Annotated in this window: 16 protein-coding genes; 6 read left to right on the top strand and 10 right to left on the bottom strand. The window is 66.8% G+C overall.

Annotation, left to right across the window (positions count from 1 at the left end; translation table 11 throughout):
- Position 1 precedes the first annotated feature (1 nt).
- Both QO011_RS20005 and QO011_RS20000 read right to left on the bottom strand, forming a co-directional pair.
- Positions 2–1,621 carry a DHA2 family efflux MFS transporter permease subunit gene (locus QO011_RS20005; protein ID WP_307275431.1) on the bottom strand — a complete coding sequence of 540 codons (1,620 nt, stop codon included), beginning with the start codon at positions 1,619–1,621 and terminating at the stop codon, positions 2–4.
- Positions 1,622–1,648: 27 nt separating this feature from the next.
- Positions 1,649–2,887, bottom strand: a complete 1,239-nt coding sequence (locus tag QO011_RS20000; RefSeq protein ID WP_307275427.1) for an HlyD family secretion protein — start codon at positions 2,885–2,887, stop codon at positions 1,649–1,651.
- 111 nt (positions 2,888–2,998) lie between these two features.
- On the opposite strand from QO011_RS20000, the gene QO011_RS19995 reads away from it, so the two are divergent.
- Positions 2,999–3,646 carry a TetR/AcrR family transcriptional regulator gene (locus QO011_RS19995; RefSeq protein ID WP_307275425.1) on the top strand — a complete coding sequence of 216 codons (648 nt, stop codon included), beginning with the start codon at positions 2,999–3,001 and terminating at the stop codon, positions 3,644–3,646.
- Between the two features lie 248 nt (positions 3,647–3,894).
- Here QO011_RS19995 and QO011_RS19990 read toward each other — a convergent pair whose 3' ends face one another.
- A complete protein-coding gene (locus QO011_RS19990; protein WP_307275424.1) occupies positions 3,895–4,947 on the bottom strand; it encodes an aldo/keto reductase in 1,053 nt (350 codons plus the stop codon).
- Between the two features lie 626 nt (positions 4,948–5,573).
- Here QO011_RS19990 and rnk point away from each other — a divergent pair.
- The 4 genes from rnk (at position 5,574) to QO011_RS19970 (ending at position 6,967) form a co-directional block, all read left to right on the top strand.
- Positions 5,574–5,996 carry a nucleoside diphosphate kinase regulator gene (gene rnk, locus QO011_RS19985; protein WP_307275421.1) on the top strand — a complete coding sequence of 141 codons (423 nt, stop codon included), beginning with the start codon at positions 5,574–5,576 and terminating at the stop codon, positions 5,994–5,996.
- Between the two features lie 74 nt (positions 5,997–6,070).
- Positions 6,071–6,361, top strand: coding sequence for a type II toxin-antitoxin system RelE/ParE family toxin (locus QO011_RS19980; protein ID WP_307275417.1), 291 nt, complete (start codon positions 6,071–6,073; stop codon positions 6,359–6,361).
- Between the two features lie 2 nt (positions 6,362–6,363).
- Complete coding sequence (locus tag QO011_RS19975; RefSeq protein WP_307275629.1) at positions 6,364–6,651, top strand: addiction module antidote protein; 288 nt, start codon at positions 6,364–6,366, stop codon at positions 6,649–6,651.
- Between the two features lie 70 nt (positions 6,652–6,721).
- On the top strand, positions 6,722–6,967 hold the full coding sequence (locus QO011_RS19970; RefSeq protein ID WP_307275414.1) for a hypothetical protein: 246 nt from the start codon (positions 6,722–6,724) through the stop codon (positions 6,965–6,967).
- 349 nt (positions 6,968–7,316) lie between these two features.
- On the opposite strand, the gene QO011_RS19965 is transcribed toward QO011_RS19970, so the two are convergent.
- The 3 genes from QO011_RS19965 to QO011_RS19955 form a co-directional block, all read right to left on the bottom strand.
- Complete coding sequence (locus tag QO011_RS19965; protein WP_307275412.1) at positions 7,317–8,219, bottom strand: ankyrin repeat domain-containing protein; 903 nt, start codon at positions 8,217–8,219, stop codon at positions 7,317–7,319.
- Positions 8,220–8,557: 338 nt separating this feature from the next.
- On the bottom strand, positions 8,558–11,179 hold the full coding sequence (gene uvrB, locus QO011_RS19960) for an excinuclease ABC subunit UvrB (protein WP_307275409.1): 2,622 nt from the start codon (positions 11,177–11,179) through the stop codon (positions 8,558–8,560).
- Positions 11,180–11,353: 174 nt separating this feature from the next.
- Entirely contained in the window at positions 11,354–12,463 is a 1,110-nt protein-coding gene (locus tag QO011_RS19955) for a lipase family protein (RefSeq protein WP_307275406.1), read from the bottom strand.
- A 243-nt stretch (positions 12,464–12,706) separates the two neighbouring features.
- On the opposite strand from QO011_RS19955, the gene QO011_RS19950 reads away from it, so the two are divergent.
- The gene (locus QO011_RS19950; protein ID WP_307275404.1) at positions 12,707–14,650 is read left to right on the top strand and encodes an FkbM family methyltransferase; all 1,944 of its coding nucleotides are present in this window, start codon (positions 12,707–12,709) and stop codon (positions 14,648–14,650) included.
- Between the two features lie 119 nt (positions 14,651–14,769).
- On the opposite strand, the gene QO011_RS19945 is transcribed toward QO011_RS19950, so the two are convergent.
- The 4 genes from QO011_RS19945 to QO011_RS19930 are packed head-to-tail and all read right to left on the bottom strand — an operon-like array spanning position 14,770 to position 18,440.
- The gene (locus QO011_RS19945; protein ID WP_307275402.1) at positions 14,770–15,510 is read right to left on the bottom strand and encodes a ThuA domain-containing protein; all 741 of its coding nucleotides are present in this window, start codon (positions 15,508–15,510) and stop codon (positions 14,770–14,772) included.
- 27 nt (positions 15,511–15,537) lie between these two features.
- Positions 15,538–16,614 carry an ABC transporter ATP-binding protein gene (locus QO011_RS19940; RefSeq protein WP_307275626.1) on the bottom strand — a complete coding sequence of 359 codons (1,077 nt, stop codon included), beginning with the start codon at positions 16,612–16,614 and terminating at the stop codon, positions 15,538–15,540.
- Positions 16,615–16,645: 31 nt separating this feature from the next.
- Positions 16,646–17,560, bottom strand: a complete 915-nt coding sequence (locus QO011_RS19935) for a carbohydrate ABC transporter permease (RefSeq protein ID WP_307275400.1) — start codon at positions 17,558–17,560, stop codon at positions 16,646–16,648.
- Position 17,561: 1 nt separating this feature from the next.
- Positions 17,562–18,440: a carbohydrate ABC transporter permease gene (locus QO011_RS19930; RefSeq protein WP_307275397.1), complete on the bottom strand. Its 879-nt coding sequence runs from the start codon at positions 18,438–18,440 to the stop codon at positions 17,562–17,564.
- Positions 18,441–18,620: the final 180 nt, after the last annotated feature.

Below are 18,620 nucleotides of genomic sequence, written 5' to 3'. Positions count from 1 at the left end.
TCTAATGGGCGCCCGCGGCGCCGCCGCCCGGCTGGCCCTTGCGGGCGAACAGCAGCGAGATCGCGGCAATGGCCAGGACCACGCCGATGACGGCGAAGGTGTCGCTGAACCCCATGACCAGCGCCTGGCGCCGGACCGCGTTGCCCAGGGCGATGATCGCCTGGTGCTGGGCGGTCGCGGGGTCGGAGACGCCATGGGCCGCGAAGTACTGGGTCATCTCGCTGATGCGCTGGCGCACCTCCTGGCGGCCGAGCGTGACGGACTGGCCGATGATGTTGGAGTGGAACTGCTCGCGCTTGGTGATGATGGTGGAGAGAGACGCCGTGCCGACCGCGCCGCCGAGATTGCGCAGCATGTTGAACAGGCCCGAGGCGTTGGCGGCGTCCTTGGGCGCGATGCCCAGCATGGCGATGGCGGTGAGCGGGGTGATGACCAGGGCCTGGCCGACGGCGCGCACGATGTTGGGGACGAAGAGCTGGTCGCCGGAATAGGCCAGCGACATCGCCGTGTTCATGAAGCAGCTGGTGGCGAACAGGGCGATGCCGACGAAGCCGATCAGGCGGACGTCGAAGCGCTTCATCAGGAGCGGCACCAGCGGGATCAGCACGAGCTGCGGCAGGCCGGTCCAGGCGAGCACGCCGCCGATCTGCTCGGCATTGTAGCCCTGCACCTGGCCGAGATATTGCGGCAGCACGTAGACCGAGCCGAACAGGGCGACGCCGACCAGCACGTTCGACAGGGTGCCGATGCCGAAATTGCGGTTGGTGAGCAGGCGCAGGTCGACCAGCGGCTTCTTCACCGTCAGCTCGATCACGATGAAGGCGGCGAGGAACACCGTCGCCACGACGGCGAGGCGCAGGATGAAGGGCGAGGCGAACCAGTCGTCCTTGTTGCCTTCCTCCAGCATGGTCTGCAGCGCCGAGAGCCCGACCGCCATGGTGAGGATGCCGGCCCAGTCGCCCTCGCGCAGCAGGCCGAGGCGCATCGGCTCGCGCTCCAGGGTGAACCACAGCGCCACCAGCATCATCGCGCTCGGCGCGGTGTTGATGAAGAAGATGGTCTGCCAGCCATAGTTCTCGGTGAGGTAGCCGCCGATGGTCGGGCCGATCGCCGGGGCGAAGGTGACGGAGAGCGCGAACAGGGCGAGCCCGGTCGGCTGCTGCGCCTTCGGCAGCCGGGTCGCGACCATGGTGAAGGCCATCGGGATCAGCACGCCGCCGGCGAAGCCCTGCAGGCCGCGCATGGCGATCATCGAGCCGAGGTCGTGGGCGAAGGCGCAGGCCATGGAGAACAGCGCGAAGAACAGCGTGCTGCCCAGCATGTACCGCCGGAAGGAGAAGACGCGGCTGAGATAGCTGGTCAGCGGGATCACCACGATCTCGCCGATGAGGTAGGAGGTGGAGATCCAGGCGCCGTTGTCGACGCCGGTGCCGATGCCGCCCTCGATGTCGAGCAGCGAGGCATTGGTGATCTGGATGTTGAGGATGGCCATGAAGGCGCCGATCATGCCGGCGAGGATGGCGATCCAGGTGGTGAGGCTCGCCTTGTCGGCGGGTCTGGCCGGCACGGGGCCGGCCGTGGCCGGCGTGGAGCCGGCCGGGATGGTCGAAGCGTTCGACATGACCTGACCCTCCTGCGGGTCGGCCGCTCAGCCCTGCCGGGCGGCGCGGGTTTCGATGGTCGGATAGACCGACATGCCGGGGCGCAGCCCGTCGGCGAGCGGCTCATGCGGATCGAGCACGATCTTCACCGGGATGCGCTGCACGATCTTGGTGAAGTTGCCGGTGGCGTTGTCGGGCGGCAGCAGCGCGAATTCCTGGCCGCTGGCCGGGGCGATGCTGTCGACATGGCCGTGCACCGTGACGCCCGGGAACATGTCGACCTCCAGCTCGACCGCCTGGCCGGGGCGCACGTCGGTGAGCTGCGTCTCCTTGTAGTTGGCGACGACATAGGTGCCGCCGGCGGGCACCACCGCCATGAGCTGGGTGCCGGCCTGCACATACTGGCCGACGCGCAGCGTGCGGTTGCCGACCACTCCGTCCACCGGCGCCGTGATGGTGGTGTAGGAGAGGTTGAGCTCGGCCTGCCGCTCGGCGGCCTCGTCATGAGCCAGCCCCGCCTGCGCCTGCTGCACCTGCGCCTTGAGGATGTCGACCTGCTTGACGGCGGTGGCGAGGGTCGCGGTGTCGCGCTCGACGCTCGCCCGGGCCGCGGCGATGCGGGCGGTCGCCTGCTCGGCGTTCTGCACGCTGCCGAAGCCGGTATGGGCGAGGGCGGTGTAGCGCTTGTCGTCCTGCTCGGCGAAGGTCTGGTTGGCCCTGTCGACGTCGATGGCGGCGCGGGCATTGTCGATCACCGACTGCTGGGCGTCGAGCGAGGCCTGCTGGCTGGCGAGCGAGGCCCGGGCGGCGGCGACGTCGGCCTTGGCCTGGTCGAGCGCCACCCGGAAGTCGCGGTCGTCGATGCGGGCGAGCACCTGGCCGGCCTTGACCGGCTGGTTGTCGGCGACCGGGACGGCCATGATGTAGCCGGAGATCTTCGGCGCGATCGTGGTGTTGTCGGCCTGGACATAGGCGTCGTCGGTCGAGACCTGGAAGCGGCCGACCGTCCAGTACTGCCAGCCGAAATAGCCGGCGCCGGCCAGGACGGCGAGGCCGGCGCCGGCCAGCAGCAGCCGGCGCAAGGGCCGCCGGCCGCTCGCCGGCGGCGTCGGAGCTTCCGCGACGGCCTTCGGCGCCGGCGAGACCGGCGCCTCGCGGCGGGCGGTGTCGGGCGGCGGCAGGTCGATCGGCCGGCCGTCGGCGAGGTGATCGGGCGAGAGGCCGGGCGCCGCCTCTGCGGCGGGAATCGCGCGGTCGATGGTGAGGGCTTTGGCGTGCTGGGTCATCGGCTCTTCTCCCCGGCCACGGGCAATTCCGTCATGCGGCCAATTAGGAAATTTGCTATTTTCTAAAATATCGCGTAGACTGCGCCTGTCAATAGAATTCGGAAAATCGTGATGCGACAAAATCTGCAGAGCGAACGCCGGCCGCGCGGACGTCCGCAGATCCGATCCGACGAGGAGACGCGGCACCTGATCGTCGAGGCGGCAGCCCGGGCCTTCCAGGCCGACGGCTATGCCGGCACCTGCATGGGCGACGTGGCGCTGGCCGCCGGCGTCTCCACCAAGACGCTCTACCGCCTGATCCCGACCAAGGCGGAGCTGTTCATCGACGTGGTCACCGACCGCATCGGCCTGTTCATGCTGGCGATCGACCAGGAGGCGCTGGCCCCGCTCGGCCTGGAGACGGGGCTCGAGCGCATCCTCGTCGCCTATGGCCAGCTGACGCTCGACCCCGAGACCATCGCCATCAACCGGCTGGTGATCGGCGAGTCCGAGCGCTTCCCCGAGATCGGCAAGGCCTTCTACGAGCGCGCCATCATGCGCACCAGCGACGCCTTCGAGGCCTGGCTGCGCCGCCAGGCCGAGCGTGGCCTCCTGCGCCTGGAGGACCCGCACGCCGCCGTCGGCATGCTGCGCGGCATGATGATCATGGAGCCCCAGCGCGCCGCCATGCTCGGCCAGGCCCCGCCGCCCGACGCCGACGCCATCGCCCGGAGGGCGAAGCTGTGCGCCAGGCTGTTCCTGGACGGCTGCCGGGCGTGAGGTGTTTGAGGCGCTCGACCCATGGAGGACGGGCGCGAAAAGCCTTCTCCGCGTAGCGGGGAAGGTGCCCTTGCGGAGCAAGGGCGGATGGGGTGTGGCGGGCAGGGCTGGGGCCGTGTTCGGCTTGCGCGGCAGTTGTGCAGACTGGTTTAGCCGTGCCATCTCGCCGGCCACACCCCATCCGCCGCCACTTCGTGGCGCCACCTTCCCCAACTTTGTTGGAGAAGGCTTTCGCGTCGCGCTAACCCCTACTTCAGATACGGCTTCAGCAGCGACAGATCCGCCACGCCCAGCCGGTCCTTCGCCGTCGCCGCCTGGTGCCAGTAGGGGTAGAGCAGGCGCGGCTGGCTGACCGCGTCGAGCTTGGCGCGCTCCGCCGCGGTCAGGACCAGCCCGGCGCTGGCGAGGTTGTCGGCGAGCTGGGCCTGGGTGCGGGCGCCGACCACCAGCGAGGTCACGCCCGGCCGGCCGAGCAGCCAGGCGAGGGCCACCTGCGCCGCCGAGACGCCGTGCGCCGCGCCGATCTCCACCAGCACGTCGACGATGTCGTAGAGCTTGCCCTCGTCCTCGACCGGCGGCTCGGTCCAGCCGTTGAAGCGGCGCGAGCCCTCGGGATCGGCCTGGTTGCGCTGGTACTTGCCGGAGAGCAGGCCGCCGGCGAGCGGGCTCCACACCAGGATGCCGAGGCCCTGGTCGAGTGTCACCGGCACCAGCTCGTACTCGGCCTCGCGCGCCTGCAGCGTGTAGTGGATCTGCTGGCTGACGAAGCGTTGCCAGCCGTGCCGGTCGGCGGCGGCGAGCGCCTTCATCAGGTGCCAGGCCGAATAGTTCGAGGCGCCGGCGTAGCGCACCTTGCCGGCGCGCACGAGGCTGTCGAGCGCCTCCATCGTCTCCTCGACCGGCGTCTCGCCGTCCCATTCGTGCACGTAATAGAGGTCGATATGGTCGCGGTGCAGCCGGCGCAGGCTCTTCTCGCATTCGGCGATCAGGCCGTGGCGCGAGGCGCCGCCCTGGTTCGGGCCGTCGCCGAAGCGCATGCGCGCCTTGGTCGCCACCAGCATGTCGCCCCAGCGCCCGCGCATCACCTGGCCGACGATCTCCTCCGAGGCGCCGCCGGAATAGATGTTGGCGGTGTCGATGAGGTTGACGCCGGCCTCGGCCGCCTGGTCGATCAGCCGCGCCGCGCCCTCGACATCGGTGTTGCCGACCTTGGCGAACGGCCCCTGGCCGCCGAAGGTCATGGTGCCGAGCGTGAGCACCGAGACGCGCAGGCCCGAGCGGCCGAGCTGACGATACTCCATGGGAGCCTCCTCATCGTTTTCTGGGGGGATGGCGCATTTGTCGGACATTCGCGCCGGGGTGTCCAGTGCCAAGGGTGAGAGCGGGCCGCCGGCGCGCGGTTTGACATTTGCGGCAAAGGGCCTAGCCTCCCGCGCATGTCGAACGTCGCGCAGCTTCATCGCGGCCTGCTTCGTGCAGGCAATCTGATCGCGGGCCTTTAGCCCGGGGCGAGCGCGCCTTCGCGAGCCCCGGGGATCTCCGGCGGTTGGCGGCACGGAGCCGTCGCTGCTGCGGCGAAGGGCGATATGCAATCCCATCGATGATGCAAACGGCTCCGGGCGGTGATCGCCCGGCGTGGCGGCATGCCGGCCCGCGGGAGCCGGAACCCTCAGGGGACTTCAGACCATGAGCAGAGACGAGTCCCCGGGCGCGGGCGGGCCGGGCGCCGACGGGCGCGAGGAACGGAGCGCGACGATTCATGTCTTCGCGCCGCGCCGCAGGCCCGATCCGCAACCTCGGCCGGACCAGTCCGCACCCCGGCGGCCTCATCCCGCGCACGATGCCGGAACGAAGCCGGAGGACGACGGTCCCGGGCCGTCCGCCGCGTGACGCCGCCGTCCCACATCACGACCTTCAGGAGACGATCATGCCGACGAAACCAGCCGTCGCGGCGGCCGAGACCAGGCCGCGCATCACGCTTTCGGCCGAGGACCACGAGCGCCTGTCGGCGCTCGCCCAGGCTGCCGGCCACAAAGCGTCCGCGCTGGCGGCGGATCTCGCCGCGGAGCTGGAGAGGGCGCATGTGCTGGCGCGCGGCCGCGTGCCGGAGCACGCCGTGCGCATGGACAGCGAGGTCACCTTCCGCGACGAGGCCGCGAGCCGCAGCCGTACCGTGACCCTGGTCTATCCCGGAGAGGCCGATATCGCGCAGGGTCGCATTTCGATCCTGACGCCGGTCGGCACCGCCCTGGTCGGCGTGCGCGTCGGCGACACCATCGCCTGGACGGTGCCGAGCGGCGAGACACGGCGCTTCACCGTGCTGGCGGTGCGCGAGCGTCAGCCGGCGTGATCAGTCCCTTGGCCAGCAGATCGCCCCTGTGAAAAATAATTTACGCTTCCGTCGGCGAGAACTATAATTCACACATGATCGAAGTCCGGCAAACCGCCGTCTTCAGAGCTTGGCTCGACGGCCTCCAAGACCACCGTGCCATGACGCGAGTCGCCCAGCGCATCACGCGCCTGGAAGCTGGTCTCTTCGGCGACGCCAAATCTGTCGGCGGCGGCGTGAGCGAGCTTCGGATCGACTACGGGCCCGGCTATCGCCTTTATTTCGTCCGCAGTGGAAAGGCGATCGTCCTCTTGCTCTGCGGCGGCGACAAGCGGAGCCAGGATGCCGATATCGCCAAGGCCCAGAGGATGGCGAAGGAGATCTGATGATGCCCCTCGAAACCTTTCCCTTCGATGCCGCACACTATCTCACCGACCCCGAGGCGCAGGCCGAGCTCCTGACCGACGCGATCGAGAGCGGCGATGCCAACTATATCGCCGTCGCGCTCGGCACGGTTGCTCGCGCTCGCGGCATGACGCAGGTTGCCAAGGAAGCTGGCGTTACGCGCGAAGCGCTCTACAAATCCCTCGGGCCCGATGGCGACCCGCGACTGTCGACATTGCTCGGCGTCCTGAAAGCGCTCGGCGTCAAGCTGACCGTGTCGCCGGCAGCTTGACGCCGAGCGCTGAAAGTCACGGCTGGCGGGGCAGGTCTCGCTTACCGCTTCCACCCCCGCCCTGGAGACCATGATCGCGCAGAACCCGACGGCCGGTGACGTGATTCCCGGATTGGGAGGCCTGCGCAAGATCCGCTTCGTCATGGGCGGCAAGGGGAAGCGTGGCGGTGGACAGGCGATCTATTTTCTCACGGTTTCCGATGACGTGGCTTTCATGGTGTTCGCATATGGCAAGTCCGATCAAGAAGACCTGACGGCCGAGCAACGCAAGGCTGCCCTTGCCCTGATCAGGGAGATCATCGATGGCGAAGACTAGGCAATCTCGTGACTCTGGCGCCTCTCTTCTCGAGGGGGTGGAGGAAATTGCCGCCTGGAAGCGCGGTGAGATCGCATTGCCTGTGCGCATCGTCCCGAATTTGGCGGCGGATCAGGTCAAGGCGATCCGCAAGTCCGTCGCCAGGAGTCCGCCCGATTTCGCTGCCCGCTTCGGCATTCCCGACCGCACGCTTGAAGGGGGAGCAGGGACGCCGCAAGCCGGATCCGACGGCCTGCATCCTGCTCCGGGTCATCGAGAAGAATCCCGAGGCCGTGGAGCGTGCCCTGGCGGCGAGTTGAGGCAGGCGTGGATGTCGCAAACGCAAGCGAAAGTTCCCCGCAGACGAGGTTCAACGATCGTAGGACGGCTTGGGTAGATTCACCGGTTTAGGGTTCAAGGCGACCCAGGCCACCGCCAACTCGCAAAGACGTTCCGTGTCGCCCCGCTTTCGTTTCACCTCGGCAACGATTCTGCTGGTCTCGTCGAGATCAGACGGACCCAATGCCTTGCCGGTTCCGACATGCGTCAGAAATGCGTCGGCCATCTTCTTGAAGTCTGCGTCCCAGTTGACGCCACCGTTTTCTTTAAGTTCGATATGGATACGTGCCGAAATCCGGATGACTTCGCCCTGGACCGTCGCCGCTGCGCCCCTGGAAGGCACAAGCAACTCCCACAATTCCTGATGCTGATCCTCCCAGCGAGCCATTGTAGCGACGATAGGCGACCTGCCGTCATGCATAACGCGACGCGGGACAGGCGGCACGTCCAACAAGGTGTACAGCGTGCCGAGCGCGTCGCTGGTCGCATCCACAGATTCTGGGTTGTAGCTCTTACGATGAAACTCGAAATCAGTCCCGATCCGGGTTATGTATTCCTTTGTCTTCGACGTTTTTTTCGCACCAGCCCCAAGTAACAGTTCAGCAGCAGCAGCCACGTTTCTAATTTTAGGGTTGTCGCAGCGCTGCAGCGCATATTCCAGCGGCGTCAGACCATAGCGATTGAGCATGTCGACCTGAGCCCCATGCTTCAGCAGCAGCCGGACGTTATCGGCGTTGCCCACAGCGGCGGCTTTATGCAGCGGAGTGCCGACGGATCCGTCGCCATGGTTTACGTCTGCGCCAAGCTCCAGCAGAATTCCGATCCGCCCTTGCCAATGTCCAGCGCGGGAGTGCAACGGCGTATTGCCGTTCTCGTCCGCTGCCGACAGGTCGGCTCCCTGATCGACAAGCCATCGAGCCAGCTCGTCAGGCAAGTCGTTGAACGCCAGTGCGGTCTGCTTGAAGACCCCGCCCCGCGCGTCCAGCGCACACGTGTCGAAAACGGCTTTCAGCGCACCCAGATCCCTCTTCCTCGACAGGTCCTCGAAGTCTTCGGGAGAGCTTTCTTCTTCGTCTTGGCCATGTCCTGTCGGTCTCCGTGCCGTAGATCGGTCGTTCAGGAACAGGTCCGCGCCTGGTTCCTTTGCAATGTCATGCGAGCTCTGGCGCTGGGGCGTCGTCTGGAGACAGGCGCGCGGCTTGTCATGGATGGGCTTGTCCGGGCACTTACGTCATCTCAGACCGAGGTCCCGAAATCGAACTCGATGAAGCCCTACCGCTTCCATCCCCGGCCCGGCTTGCCGCCGCCCTTCCGGCGCACCTCGGCGCCGAGCGGCACCTCGCGGTCGGTGCCGGGCCCCATGCTGTCGAGGTCGGGCTTCCTCGCCCGCGTCGGCGGCAGGTTGGCGGCGCTGCCATAGCTCTTCGGCCCGGCATAGGCGCCGGCCTTGTCGCGGATCGCCACCGGACGCGCCGCGCCGTCGTCGGCCACCGCCATCTCGGTCTCGCGCAGGCGCTTGAGCTCGTCGCGCAGGCGCGCCGCCTCCTCGAAGCGCAGGTCGGCGGCGGCCTCGCGCATGCGCTTCTCCAGGTCGGCGACGACAGACTCGAAGTTATGGCCCACCGTGGCGACGCTGTCGGCCAGCCCCTTGTCGACGGTGACGCGGTCGCGCTCGTAGACCGAGTTGACGATGTCGCCGATATTGCGCTTGACGCTCTCCGGCGTGATGCCGTGCTCGGCATTCCAGGCCGTCTGCTTCTCGCGGCGGCGGTTGGTCTCGGCGATGGCCCGCTCCAGGCTGCCGGTCATGGAATCGGCGTAGAGCAGCACCCGTCCGTCGACATTGCGCGCGGCGCGGCCGATGGTCTGGATCAGGCTGGTCTCCGAGCGCAGGAACCCTTCCTTGTCGGCGTCGAGGATGGCGACCAGGGCGCATTCCGGGATGTCGAGGCCCTCGCGCAGCAGGTTGATGCCGACCAGCACGTCGAAGGCGCCGAGCCGGAGGTCGCGGATGATCTCGATGCGCTCGATCGTGTCGATGTCGGAATGCATGTAGCGCACCCGCACACCGTGGTCGTGCAGGTACTCCGTCAGGTCCTCGGCCATGCGCTTGGTCAGCACCGTCACCAGGCTGCGATAGCCGGCGCGGGCGGTGACCTGCACCTCGCCGAGGAGGTCGTCGACCTGGGTGCGGGCCGGGCGGATCTCGGTCGGCGGATCGATCAGGCCAGTCGGGCGGATCACCTGCTCGGCGAAGACGCCGCCGGTGCGCTCCATCTCCCATTTGCCGGGCGTGGCCGAGACGTGCACGGTCTGCGGCCGCATCGCGTCCCATTCCTCGAAGCGCAGCGGCCGGTTGTCGAGGCAGGAGGGCAGGCGGAAGCCGTATTCGGCCAGCGTCGCCTTGCGCCGGAAGTCGCCTTTGTACATGGCGCCGATCTGCGGCACGGTGACATGGCTCTCGTCGGTGAAGACCAGGGCGTTGTCGGGGAGATACTCGAACAGGGTCGGCGGCGGCTCGCCCGGCAGGCGGCCGGTGAGCCAGCGCGAATAATTCTCGATGCCGGCGCAGGAGCCGGTCGCCTCGAGCATTTCCAGGTCGAAGGTGCAGCGCTGCTCCAGCCGCTGCGCCTCGAGCAGGCGGCCCTGGGTGTAGAGCTCCTGCAGGCGTGCCTTCAGCTCCTCCTTGATGCCCTTGATCGCCTGCGCCAGCGTCGGCTTCGGCGTGACATAGTGCGAGTTGGCGTAGACCTTGACGAATTTCAGGTCGGCGATCTTCTGGCCGGTGAGCGGGTCGAACTCGGCGATGCTCTCGATCTCGTCGCCGAACAGCGAGATCCGCCAGGCGCGGTCCTCGTAATGGGCCGGGAACAGCTCGATCACGTCGCCGCGCACCCGGAAGGTGCCGCGGGCGAAATCGGCGCTGATCCGCTTGTATTGCAGGGCGACGAGGTCGGCGATCAGCTGGCGCTGCTCGACCTTCTCGCCCACGGTGATGCCGAAGGTCATCGCCGTGTAGGTCTCGACCGAGCCGATGCCGTAGATGCAGGACACCGAGGCGACGATGATCACGTCGTCGCGTTCGAGCAGGGAGCGCGTCGCGGAGTGGCGCATGCGGTCGATCTGCTCGTTGATCGAGGATTCCTTCTCGATATAGGTGTCCGTCCGCGGGACATAGGCTTCCGGCTGGTAATAGTCGTAGTAGGAGACGAAATATTCCACCGCGTTGTTCGGGAAGAACGACTTGAACTCGCCATAGAGCTGCGCCGCCAGCGTCTTGTTCGGCGCCAGGATCAGGGCGGGGCGCTGGGTCCGGGAGATCACCTGAGCCATGGTGTAGGTCTTGCCGGAGCCGGTGACGCCGAGCAGCACCTGGTCGCGCTCGTGCTGCAGGGTGACGCCCTCGACCAGCTCGGCGATGGCGGTGGGCTGGTCGCCGGCCGGCTCATAGTCCGAGACGAGCTCCAGGCGGATGCCGCCTTCCGACTTGTCCGGCCGGGATGGGCGGTGCGGCGTCCAGATCGGCTTGTCCCGCATGCGCGGGTCGCCGCCTTCGAGCAGCTGCGTCAGCGCCGCGATGGTGCCGGCCGAGCCGCCGAGCCGGTCCAGCCCATCGGGATCGGGGATCTCCTCCACCGCGTTCTTGGCCTTGCGCTTGACCGCGCGGCCCTGCATCGCCGCCCCGCCGGTCGGCAGGTTGAGCTTGGCAGCCAGCTCCGGGTCGACGCCGGTCACCGGGCCGATGTCGAAGCCGGATTGCGGGGATTCGGAAAGGCCCTTCCGCTCGATCAGCGCCGGATTGAGCAGCGCCTTCAGGTGCTCGTCGAGCGAGGGCAGGGTCGGCTTGGCCGCCTTGGCACGGGTCGGCCGGATCTTCTGGGGCTCTTTGGGCATGCGCCGAATATGGCGCGAGTCCGCCGCCGGGAAAAGATGCGACGGGGAGGGCGCTGCTGCCAGCGTGTTGTCAGCAGGGGAAGCCCCCGACAAGTTGCGTGGGCGCCGGGAGCGGCACCCCTCACGGCGCAGATCGGAGCGCTTGTCCCCCCGCGCCTCGTCCCTGCGCATCCCTCATGTCGGGCGGTCGAAGCGGACGGGCCAGGTTGCCGGCAACGGCTTGCCGGAGGCCAAGGTGAAGCGCTCGGTCCCCAGCCTGGCCGCGGCCTCGAGGAGCGGCGGGCGCGCCGTCAGGAAGCCCTGGAGCACGGCGAAGATCGACGAGCCGATCTTGTCGGCGGCCAGGGCCGCGTTCGCGATCACCTCGATCGTCTGGTCATAGGGCGGCGCGGCGCCGGCGAGGCAGGAGGTGACCAGCGGCGCATCCTGGGTGGGATCGAGGGGCGCGGCACCGGCGGCGCCGGCCAGCATCTGCAGATAGCAGACCAGATGGTGATCGCAGCCGGCGTCGAAACGGATGTTGGCCTGCGTCGACACGTAGGGATCCGCCGCCTGCGCGAGCGGCAGCAGGACCGTGGCGTTCTGCAATGTCTGGTAGAACGGTCGTGTCGGGACGTGCGTGACCACGTCGAGAAAATAGTTGAGGACCTCGTAGGCGGGGACCGACGTCTGGAACCGGTCGATCCAGGCCTGGTCGCCCGTTCTCGGCGACGCGAACAGGCAGGCCGAGGCGGGAGCCCCCTTCCGGCAGAGCTCCTCCACCAGGTAGGTGCCGATCGCGCTGCCCAGGCTATGGCCCACCACCGTGATCGAGTCCGCCTGGTCGAGCGCCACGATCGCATCGGCGGCACGAACGCCAGCGGTGGCGACCGGCGGGAGGCCGATGGCCCGCAGCGTGCTGTAGAGCAGCCAGAATCCCGTCTCGACCTGGCAGTCGCTGTAGAAATCGTGCTTGCGCGGAATGAACACCGCGTCGTCGACCCATTCGACCGCATTGGCGGTTCCGCGGACGGCAACGACATAGCGCCCGGGGCTCGCCTGGCTTCGGGCCACGAAGCCGAAGAAGACGCTCGAGCTCGGATCGACATTGAGAAGGGTGTGGTTGCCGCCGTCGCTGTTCAGGACCGGCTCGTTGACCACGAGATAGCTGGCGATCGACCAGCCCAGGCTCGCCAGGCGCGGATCTGCGGCCGGGGTGAGCGTCGTGGCTCCGCCGCGATACATGTCCTCGGCGATCAGCGCGAGGCTTGCATAGAGCAATGCCTCCTCGACCGGAATTCTCATGGAAGCCTCCCCTGCGCCGGCAACGGGTGCAGGGGACCTTACCTTCGGCCCTTCGATCGGCATAGGCCCCCGCGGCGGCAGGAGTTGCCGGATTGACTTGCCCTATGGTTAGGTCAAAAAAGAGTGAGTTCCCGCGCGCCTCTGATCAGGGGGCTGACCCAGGTGATGCGCTGCGGCGGAGGGGGCGTGGGCGGTTCTCGCCCGATGAGCACATCTTGCTCGACAGAGGATCATGGCTCGAACATGCGTCTTGTTGTGGCTGGATCGACGGGCCGTGCAATATTGAACTGGGATCCGTTGCTCGATTTCGTCGAGGCGAAGGGTGGCGCGGCCGGTACCATTCTGATGGATCCGAGCGCCGCTGACGATGTCGAGTGGCCTGCCCCGTCACGCGCGCGCTGGAAACATATCGTTGATCCCGGGCGTGAAGATGCAATGAAGGGATTGGTCGACGCAGTCACCGCGGAGAAGCCCGAAGTCGTTCTGCTCGCGACCGTGTTGTCGGACCTGGAGGTGAATCTTCATGCGGCGATGCAGCGTATCCCGGAACGACCGGCCATCGTTGGCGCACAGCACGGATTTTTCCAATACTGGAGCCGGTACAAAGAGTTGTCGAGCTTCGACGCGTTCCTGACATATGGGCCGTTCTTCCAGGCCGCCGTCGAGGACGACCCACGCTTTGTTGCTGCCTCGCTGCCGAAAATCGACCGTATCCGATACAGGCCGGTGACACGGAAGCATCGGCGCGTGCTCTTGGCGCCTCAGACGCATTTTCACCCCGAGATCTCCGAGATCGTCCTGCAGCTGAAGCAACAATGTGGCTTAGATACCATCATTCGTCCACATCCTGCCGCACCGTATCTCTACGATGACCTTTCACGTCATGACTTTGTTGATTTTGACAGGCGAAGCGATCTCAACGAGGTCTTCGCGCGAATTGACGGCGTGATCACCACTGGAAGCACGATCGCGCTCGAGGCCTTGGCTGCTGCGAAACCTGTCGTCGTGCTTCCGTTCCAATTCGGAGAGGCTTACACCAAGGCCGGCATTGTCGCGGACGACCTCACCGTTGATGGCTTGCTCAAGATCTTCTCGAAGTTTTCGGATCGCAAGTTCCTGGAAGATATCAAGAGATTTCTGGCTTCGACCACAGGGTCCGATACTCACAATCGCAGCAGGCTCGCTTACTTCAGATTGCAAGATATAATCAAGAGAAATAAGCAAAAAAACGCACTGATGCCTTATCTGACATCAAGTAAGACTGACGATTCGATCGAGGCTATATCCGAGTCTGGCTCGATCGGAGGGTTGAATCGGGCCTCCCTTTCGATCGATCAACTTGCAAGATCGCATCGTGGCGCCGAAGGCGTGGCCAAGGTGCTGCCGGTCGCGCATCGTCATGCGGTCATGAGCGACAGAGGCCCGAATTGGGAGGGCCTTCATGACAAATGGGTGCTGTTCCCGCACCCGTCCGGGCCCATGCTCTGGTTGCGACTCGGAGATTCCGCATCACACGGAATCATTCGATGGGAGAGAGATGACGGCATGACCAAGTTCATCCTCTCCAAGTTGACGCCGGGCGGAACGTTCCTCGACGCCGGCGCGAATGCCGGATGGTTCGTTCTCAGGGCAGCCCAGGTGTATAAGGGGCTCGGCGACGGGGGCGTCATCGCGTTCGAGCCCCAGACGCTGCTCCACGGCTACCTCTTGAAATCGATAGAGGCGAACGGTTTCGGCGCTTTCGTTGAAGCTCATCGGATCGCCCTCGGCGACGAAGACGGCTCGGTGCCGGTGCCCGATGGAGGCGCGCGACGCTCCATTTCGTCCGAGCCGACGGGCGCGGACAATGCCGTGCCCATGCGCCGCCTGGACGATCTGACGGTATCGGTCAAAAGCCACGTCGACTGCATGAAGCTGAACGTCGAAGGCACCGGACCTTTGTTCGTTGCCGGAGCGCAGAATTTCATTCGACGGCATAAGCCGACGATCGTATCCGAAGTGAACACGAGAAAACTCTGGGAAGCCTCCAAGTCGGAGTGGGAAGATTACATAAATACAATCGAAAGCATGGGCTATAGAACCTATAGGCTCAGGCCGGATGCCACGCTTCTGCCGCTTGACCGCCTCGGCCTGGACGGATCGGGAGGAAGCGTCGACGTGGTCTTCGAACCTGTGGGCCAGTCGTAAGAGCGGAACGCTCGCCGCTAGGGCGCAATCGCTTCGAGTTGAATCGATCACGCTCGCTATCTCTTTGTTTTGACGCATTGTCTTGGCGCGAACCGAGGGCCGGTTCGCTGGAAAACGCTCTAGCCCACCGGCCTCGCGTGGATCGGCTCGGCCCGGTGCCAGTTGGCGAGGATGCGGCCGTCGCGATGCGCCTGCTCCGCCCAGCGGATGCCGTTGGCGATGACGCGGTGGACGAGCGGGTTGTGGTAGATCGGGAAAGTCTCGTGGCCGGGGCTGAAATAGAAGATCCGGCCGCGGCCGCGCTGGAAGGTGCAGCCGCTGCGGAAGACCTCGCCGCCGGAATACCAGGACATGAACAGCAATTCGTCCGGCTGGGGGATGTCGAAGGGCTCGCCATACATCTCCGACGCCTCGATCTCGAAGAAGGGCGGCAGGCCCTCGGCGATCGGGTGCGAAGGGTTGACCACCCAGACCCGCTCGAGGTCGCCCTCCGGCAGCTCGCGCCATGAGAGGTTGGCATTGGTGCCCATCAGCCGGCGGAACAGCTTGGAGTGATGGCCCGAATGCAGCACGACCAGGCCCATGCCCTTCAGCACGCGCTGCTGCACCCGGTCGATCAGCCCGTCGCTCACCTCGTCATGCGCCATGTGCCCCCACCAGAGCAGCACGTCGGTGTCTTCGAGCAGGGCGACGGGCAGCCCCTCGTCGGCATCGTCCAGCGTGCCGCGCCGGATCAGGAAATCCGGATGCGCGATGCCCGCCGCGATCGCGCCGTCGATCCGGTCGGGATAGATCGCCCGCACCGGGGGATGCAGCTGCTCGTGGCGGCCTTCGTTCCAGATCGTGACCTTGATCGTCATGGTGTCCTCTAGGGCGTGGCGAGATCGTCAGGCGCGGCGGACGGCCTTGCCGTCGGCGCCGAACAGGTGGCAGGCGGTGCGGTCGATGGTCAGGCCGATGCGGTCGCCCGGGCGGATGGCGACGTCGCCTTCGACCCGGGCGACGATCGGGTCGGCGAGCGGGCCGACCGACAGGTAGGTCTCGACGCCGAGCCGCTCGACGACGGCGACCTCGGCCTCGAAATCGCGGCCGGCGCCGTTGGCGAGCTTCAGGTGCTCGGGCCGGACGCCGAGCCGGGCCGGGCCTGCAGGCAGCGACGGCCCGGGGTCGGGCAGCTCGATCGCCCAGCCGCCGGCGGCCTCGAGCCGCACCGAGCCGTTGCCGGGGCGGGCCAGCGTCACGCCGATGAGGTTCATGCGCGGCGAGCCGATGAAGGTGGCGACGAAGGCATTGTCCGGCTGGTGGTAGAGCGCGATCGGCGGCGCCTCCTGGGCGACCGTGCCGCGGTTGAGCACGACGATGCGGTCGGCCATGGTCATCGCCTCGACCTGGTCATGGGTGACGTAGACGACCGTCGCCTTGAAGTCGCGGTGCAGGCGCTGCAGCTCTGCCCGCATCTGCACGCGCAGGGCCGCGTCGAGATTGGAGAGCGGCTCGTCGAACAGGATCAGGGACGGCTTCTTGATGATGGCGCGGCCGATGGCGACGCGCTGGCGCTGGCCGCCGGAGAGCGCCGCCGGCCGGCGGTCGAGATAGTCGGTCAGCTGCAGCGTCCCGGCGACCGCCTCGACCTGGCGGCGGATCTCGGGCTTCGGCACCTTCTTCAGGTCGAGCGAGAAGCCGATATTCTCCGCCACCGTCATGTGCGGATAGAGCGCATAGGACTGGAACACCATGGCGATGCCGCGCTTGTCGGGCGCGATGTCGTTCATGCGCTTGCCGTCGAGCAGGAAGTCGCCGCTGTCGATGCTCTCCAGGCCGGCGATCATGCGCAGCAGCGTCGACTTCCCGCAGCCGCTCGGGCCGACGAACACGGCGAACTCGCCATCCTCGACGCGGATGTCGACGCCCTTGATCACTTCGAGCGCGCCGTAGAACTTGCGCACGGTCCTGAGCTCGATCACGGCCATGGCGGGCGATCCATCCTGGTTTGCATCAGCCCTTGACCCCGCCCGAGAACGTCTGGACCAGGAAGCGGCGGGCGAAGCCGAAGGCGATCACGGCCGGCAGCATGTAGACGAAGGCGAGCGCCGCCAGGAAGCCGTAGTCGATGGTGTTGACGCGCAGGAAGGCCCGGAACAGGCCGAGCGGCAGCGTCTGCAGGTCGGGCGAGGAGAGCAGGATCAGCGGCAGCAGGAAGTCGCCCCAGGCCGAGATGAAGGCGAACAGGCCGGCGGCGGCGAGGCCGGGCAGGGCGAGCGGCACCAGCACGCGCCGGATGCGCTGCACCAGCGTGGCGCCGTCCATCAGCGCCGCCTCCTCGTAGTCGCGCGGCACCGTGTCGAAGAAGGTCTTCATGATCCACAGCGCCAGCGGCAATTGCATCGTCGCCAGCACCAGGATCAGGCCGAGATAGCCGTCGATGAAGCCGATATGGCGCATGATCGGCCGCGCGGCCTCGTTGCCGAACACGGTGCGCACCACGGCGCCGAGGCCGTTGTTGGCGGTCAGCAGCACCTTGTAGAGCGGCACCACCAGCGCGGTCGCCGGCAGGACGCGCACCAGCAGGATGGTGTAGAGGAAAGGCCGCTTCCACCAGGCCCGGCTGCGCGACAGGGCATAGCCGCCGAGCCCGGCCAGCACCATGACGATCAGCGTGGCGCTGCCGACGACGAAGAGCGAGTTCAGGACCCAGCGCGTCCCGTCCTCCTGGGCGAAGATCTTGACGTAATTGCCGAAAGTCCATTCGCGCGGCCAGCGCAGGAATTGCGAGGCGTTGCCGTCGAAGGAGGCGAGCAGCACCCAGAAGAAGGGGATGGCGCAGTAGATCGAGATCAGCGACAGGCCGGCATAGGCGAGGAGATCGCCGCGCCGCGCGTCCCGGCCAAGCGGCTGATAGGCCCCCGCCATCTCAGACCTCCACCTTGAGGGCGCGGACATAGAGGATGCCGAGCACCAGCGCGACGGCGAGCGTCACCACCGCGACGGCGGAGCCGAAGCCGAGCTGGAAGGCGGTGAAGGACTGGTTGTAGATGTAGATGCTGATCAGCTCGGTGGCGCCGCCCGGCCCGCCCCGGGTGAGGGCATAGACGAAGCCGAAGATGGCGATCGTCGAGACCGTCGACACCAGCATGTAGAGGAAGATGGTCGGCATGATCAGCGGCAGGGTGATGCGCGTGAACATCTGCCGCGGCGTGGCGCCGTCCATGCGCGCGGCCTCGTAGATCTCCTCGGAGACGGCGCTCAGCCCGGCGGTGAGCAGGATCATCGCCGTGGCGATGCCGCGCCAGGTGTTGACGATGATGATCATGGTCAGCGGGAAGGTCTGCAGCCAGTCGCTCGGCTCCAGGCCGAAGAGGGCGACGATCCGGCTGAGCGTCGCACGCTCGCCGCCCGCCAGCATCGAGATCCACATGAAGCCGGCGACGACCTCCGGCACGGCGTTCGGCAACAGGATGATCGAATTGAATATGGATTTGAGCCGGAGCGGCCGGCGCAGCAGCATGGCCGAGACCAGGCCGAGCACGAATTGGCCGACGATCGCCGATCCGACCACGAAGGCCAGCGTCACCAGGAGCGAGTTCCAGAACTTCGCGTCGTTGAACAGGCGGACATAGTTGCGCGTGCCGACGAAGCGCGGGTTGAGCGCGGCGGCGCCGGTGAGCGCCTCGTTGGTGAGGCTGAGATAGACCGAATAGAGCGCGGGATAGATGACGAAGGCCAGGAGCAGCAGCACCGACGGCAGCAGGATCAGCCGCAACTGCCAGGCGACGCGCCTCTCATAGGTCATGGGCATGGCCTGGACGCGGTGAGGCCATGGCTTTCGGTCAGCGCGCAATCTGGACGCTGGTTCGCGAATGAGTGCTGCAGGCGCGACGCCGGCCACTCCCTCTCCCGGCCGGGAGAGGGGCAGGGGTGAGGGTCTAATCGGTACACCAGCAAGGCGCTACGAGCGAGATCACGGAAGCCG

Source organism: Labrys wisconsinensis (genome assembly GCF_030814995.1).
GTDB classification, from domain to species: Bacteria; Pseudomonadota; Alphaproteobacteria; order Rhizobiales; family Labraceae; genus Labrys; species Labrys wisconsinensis.
This window is presented reverse-complemented; position numbering and strand designations above follow the sequence as displayed.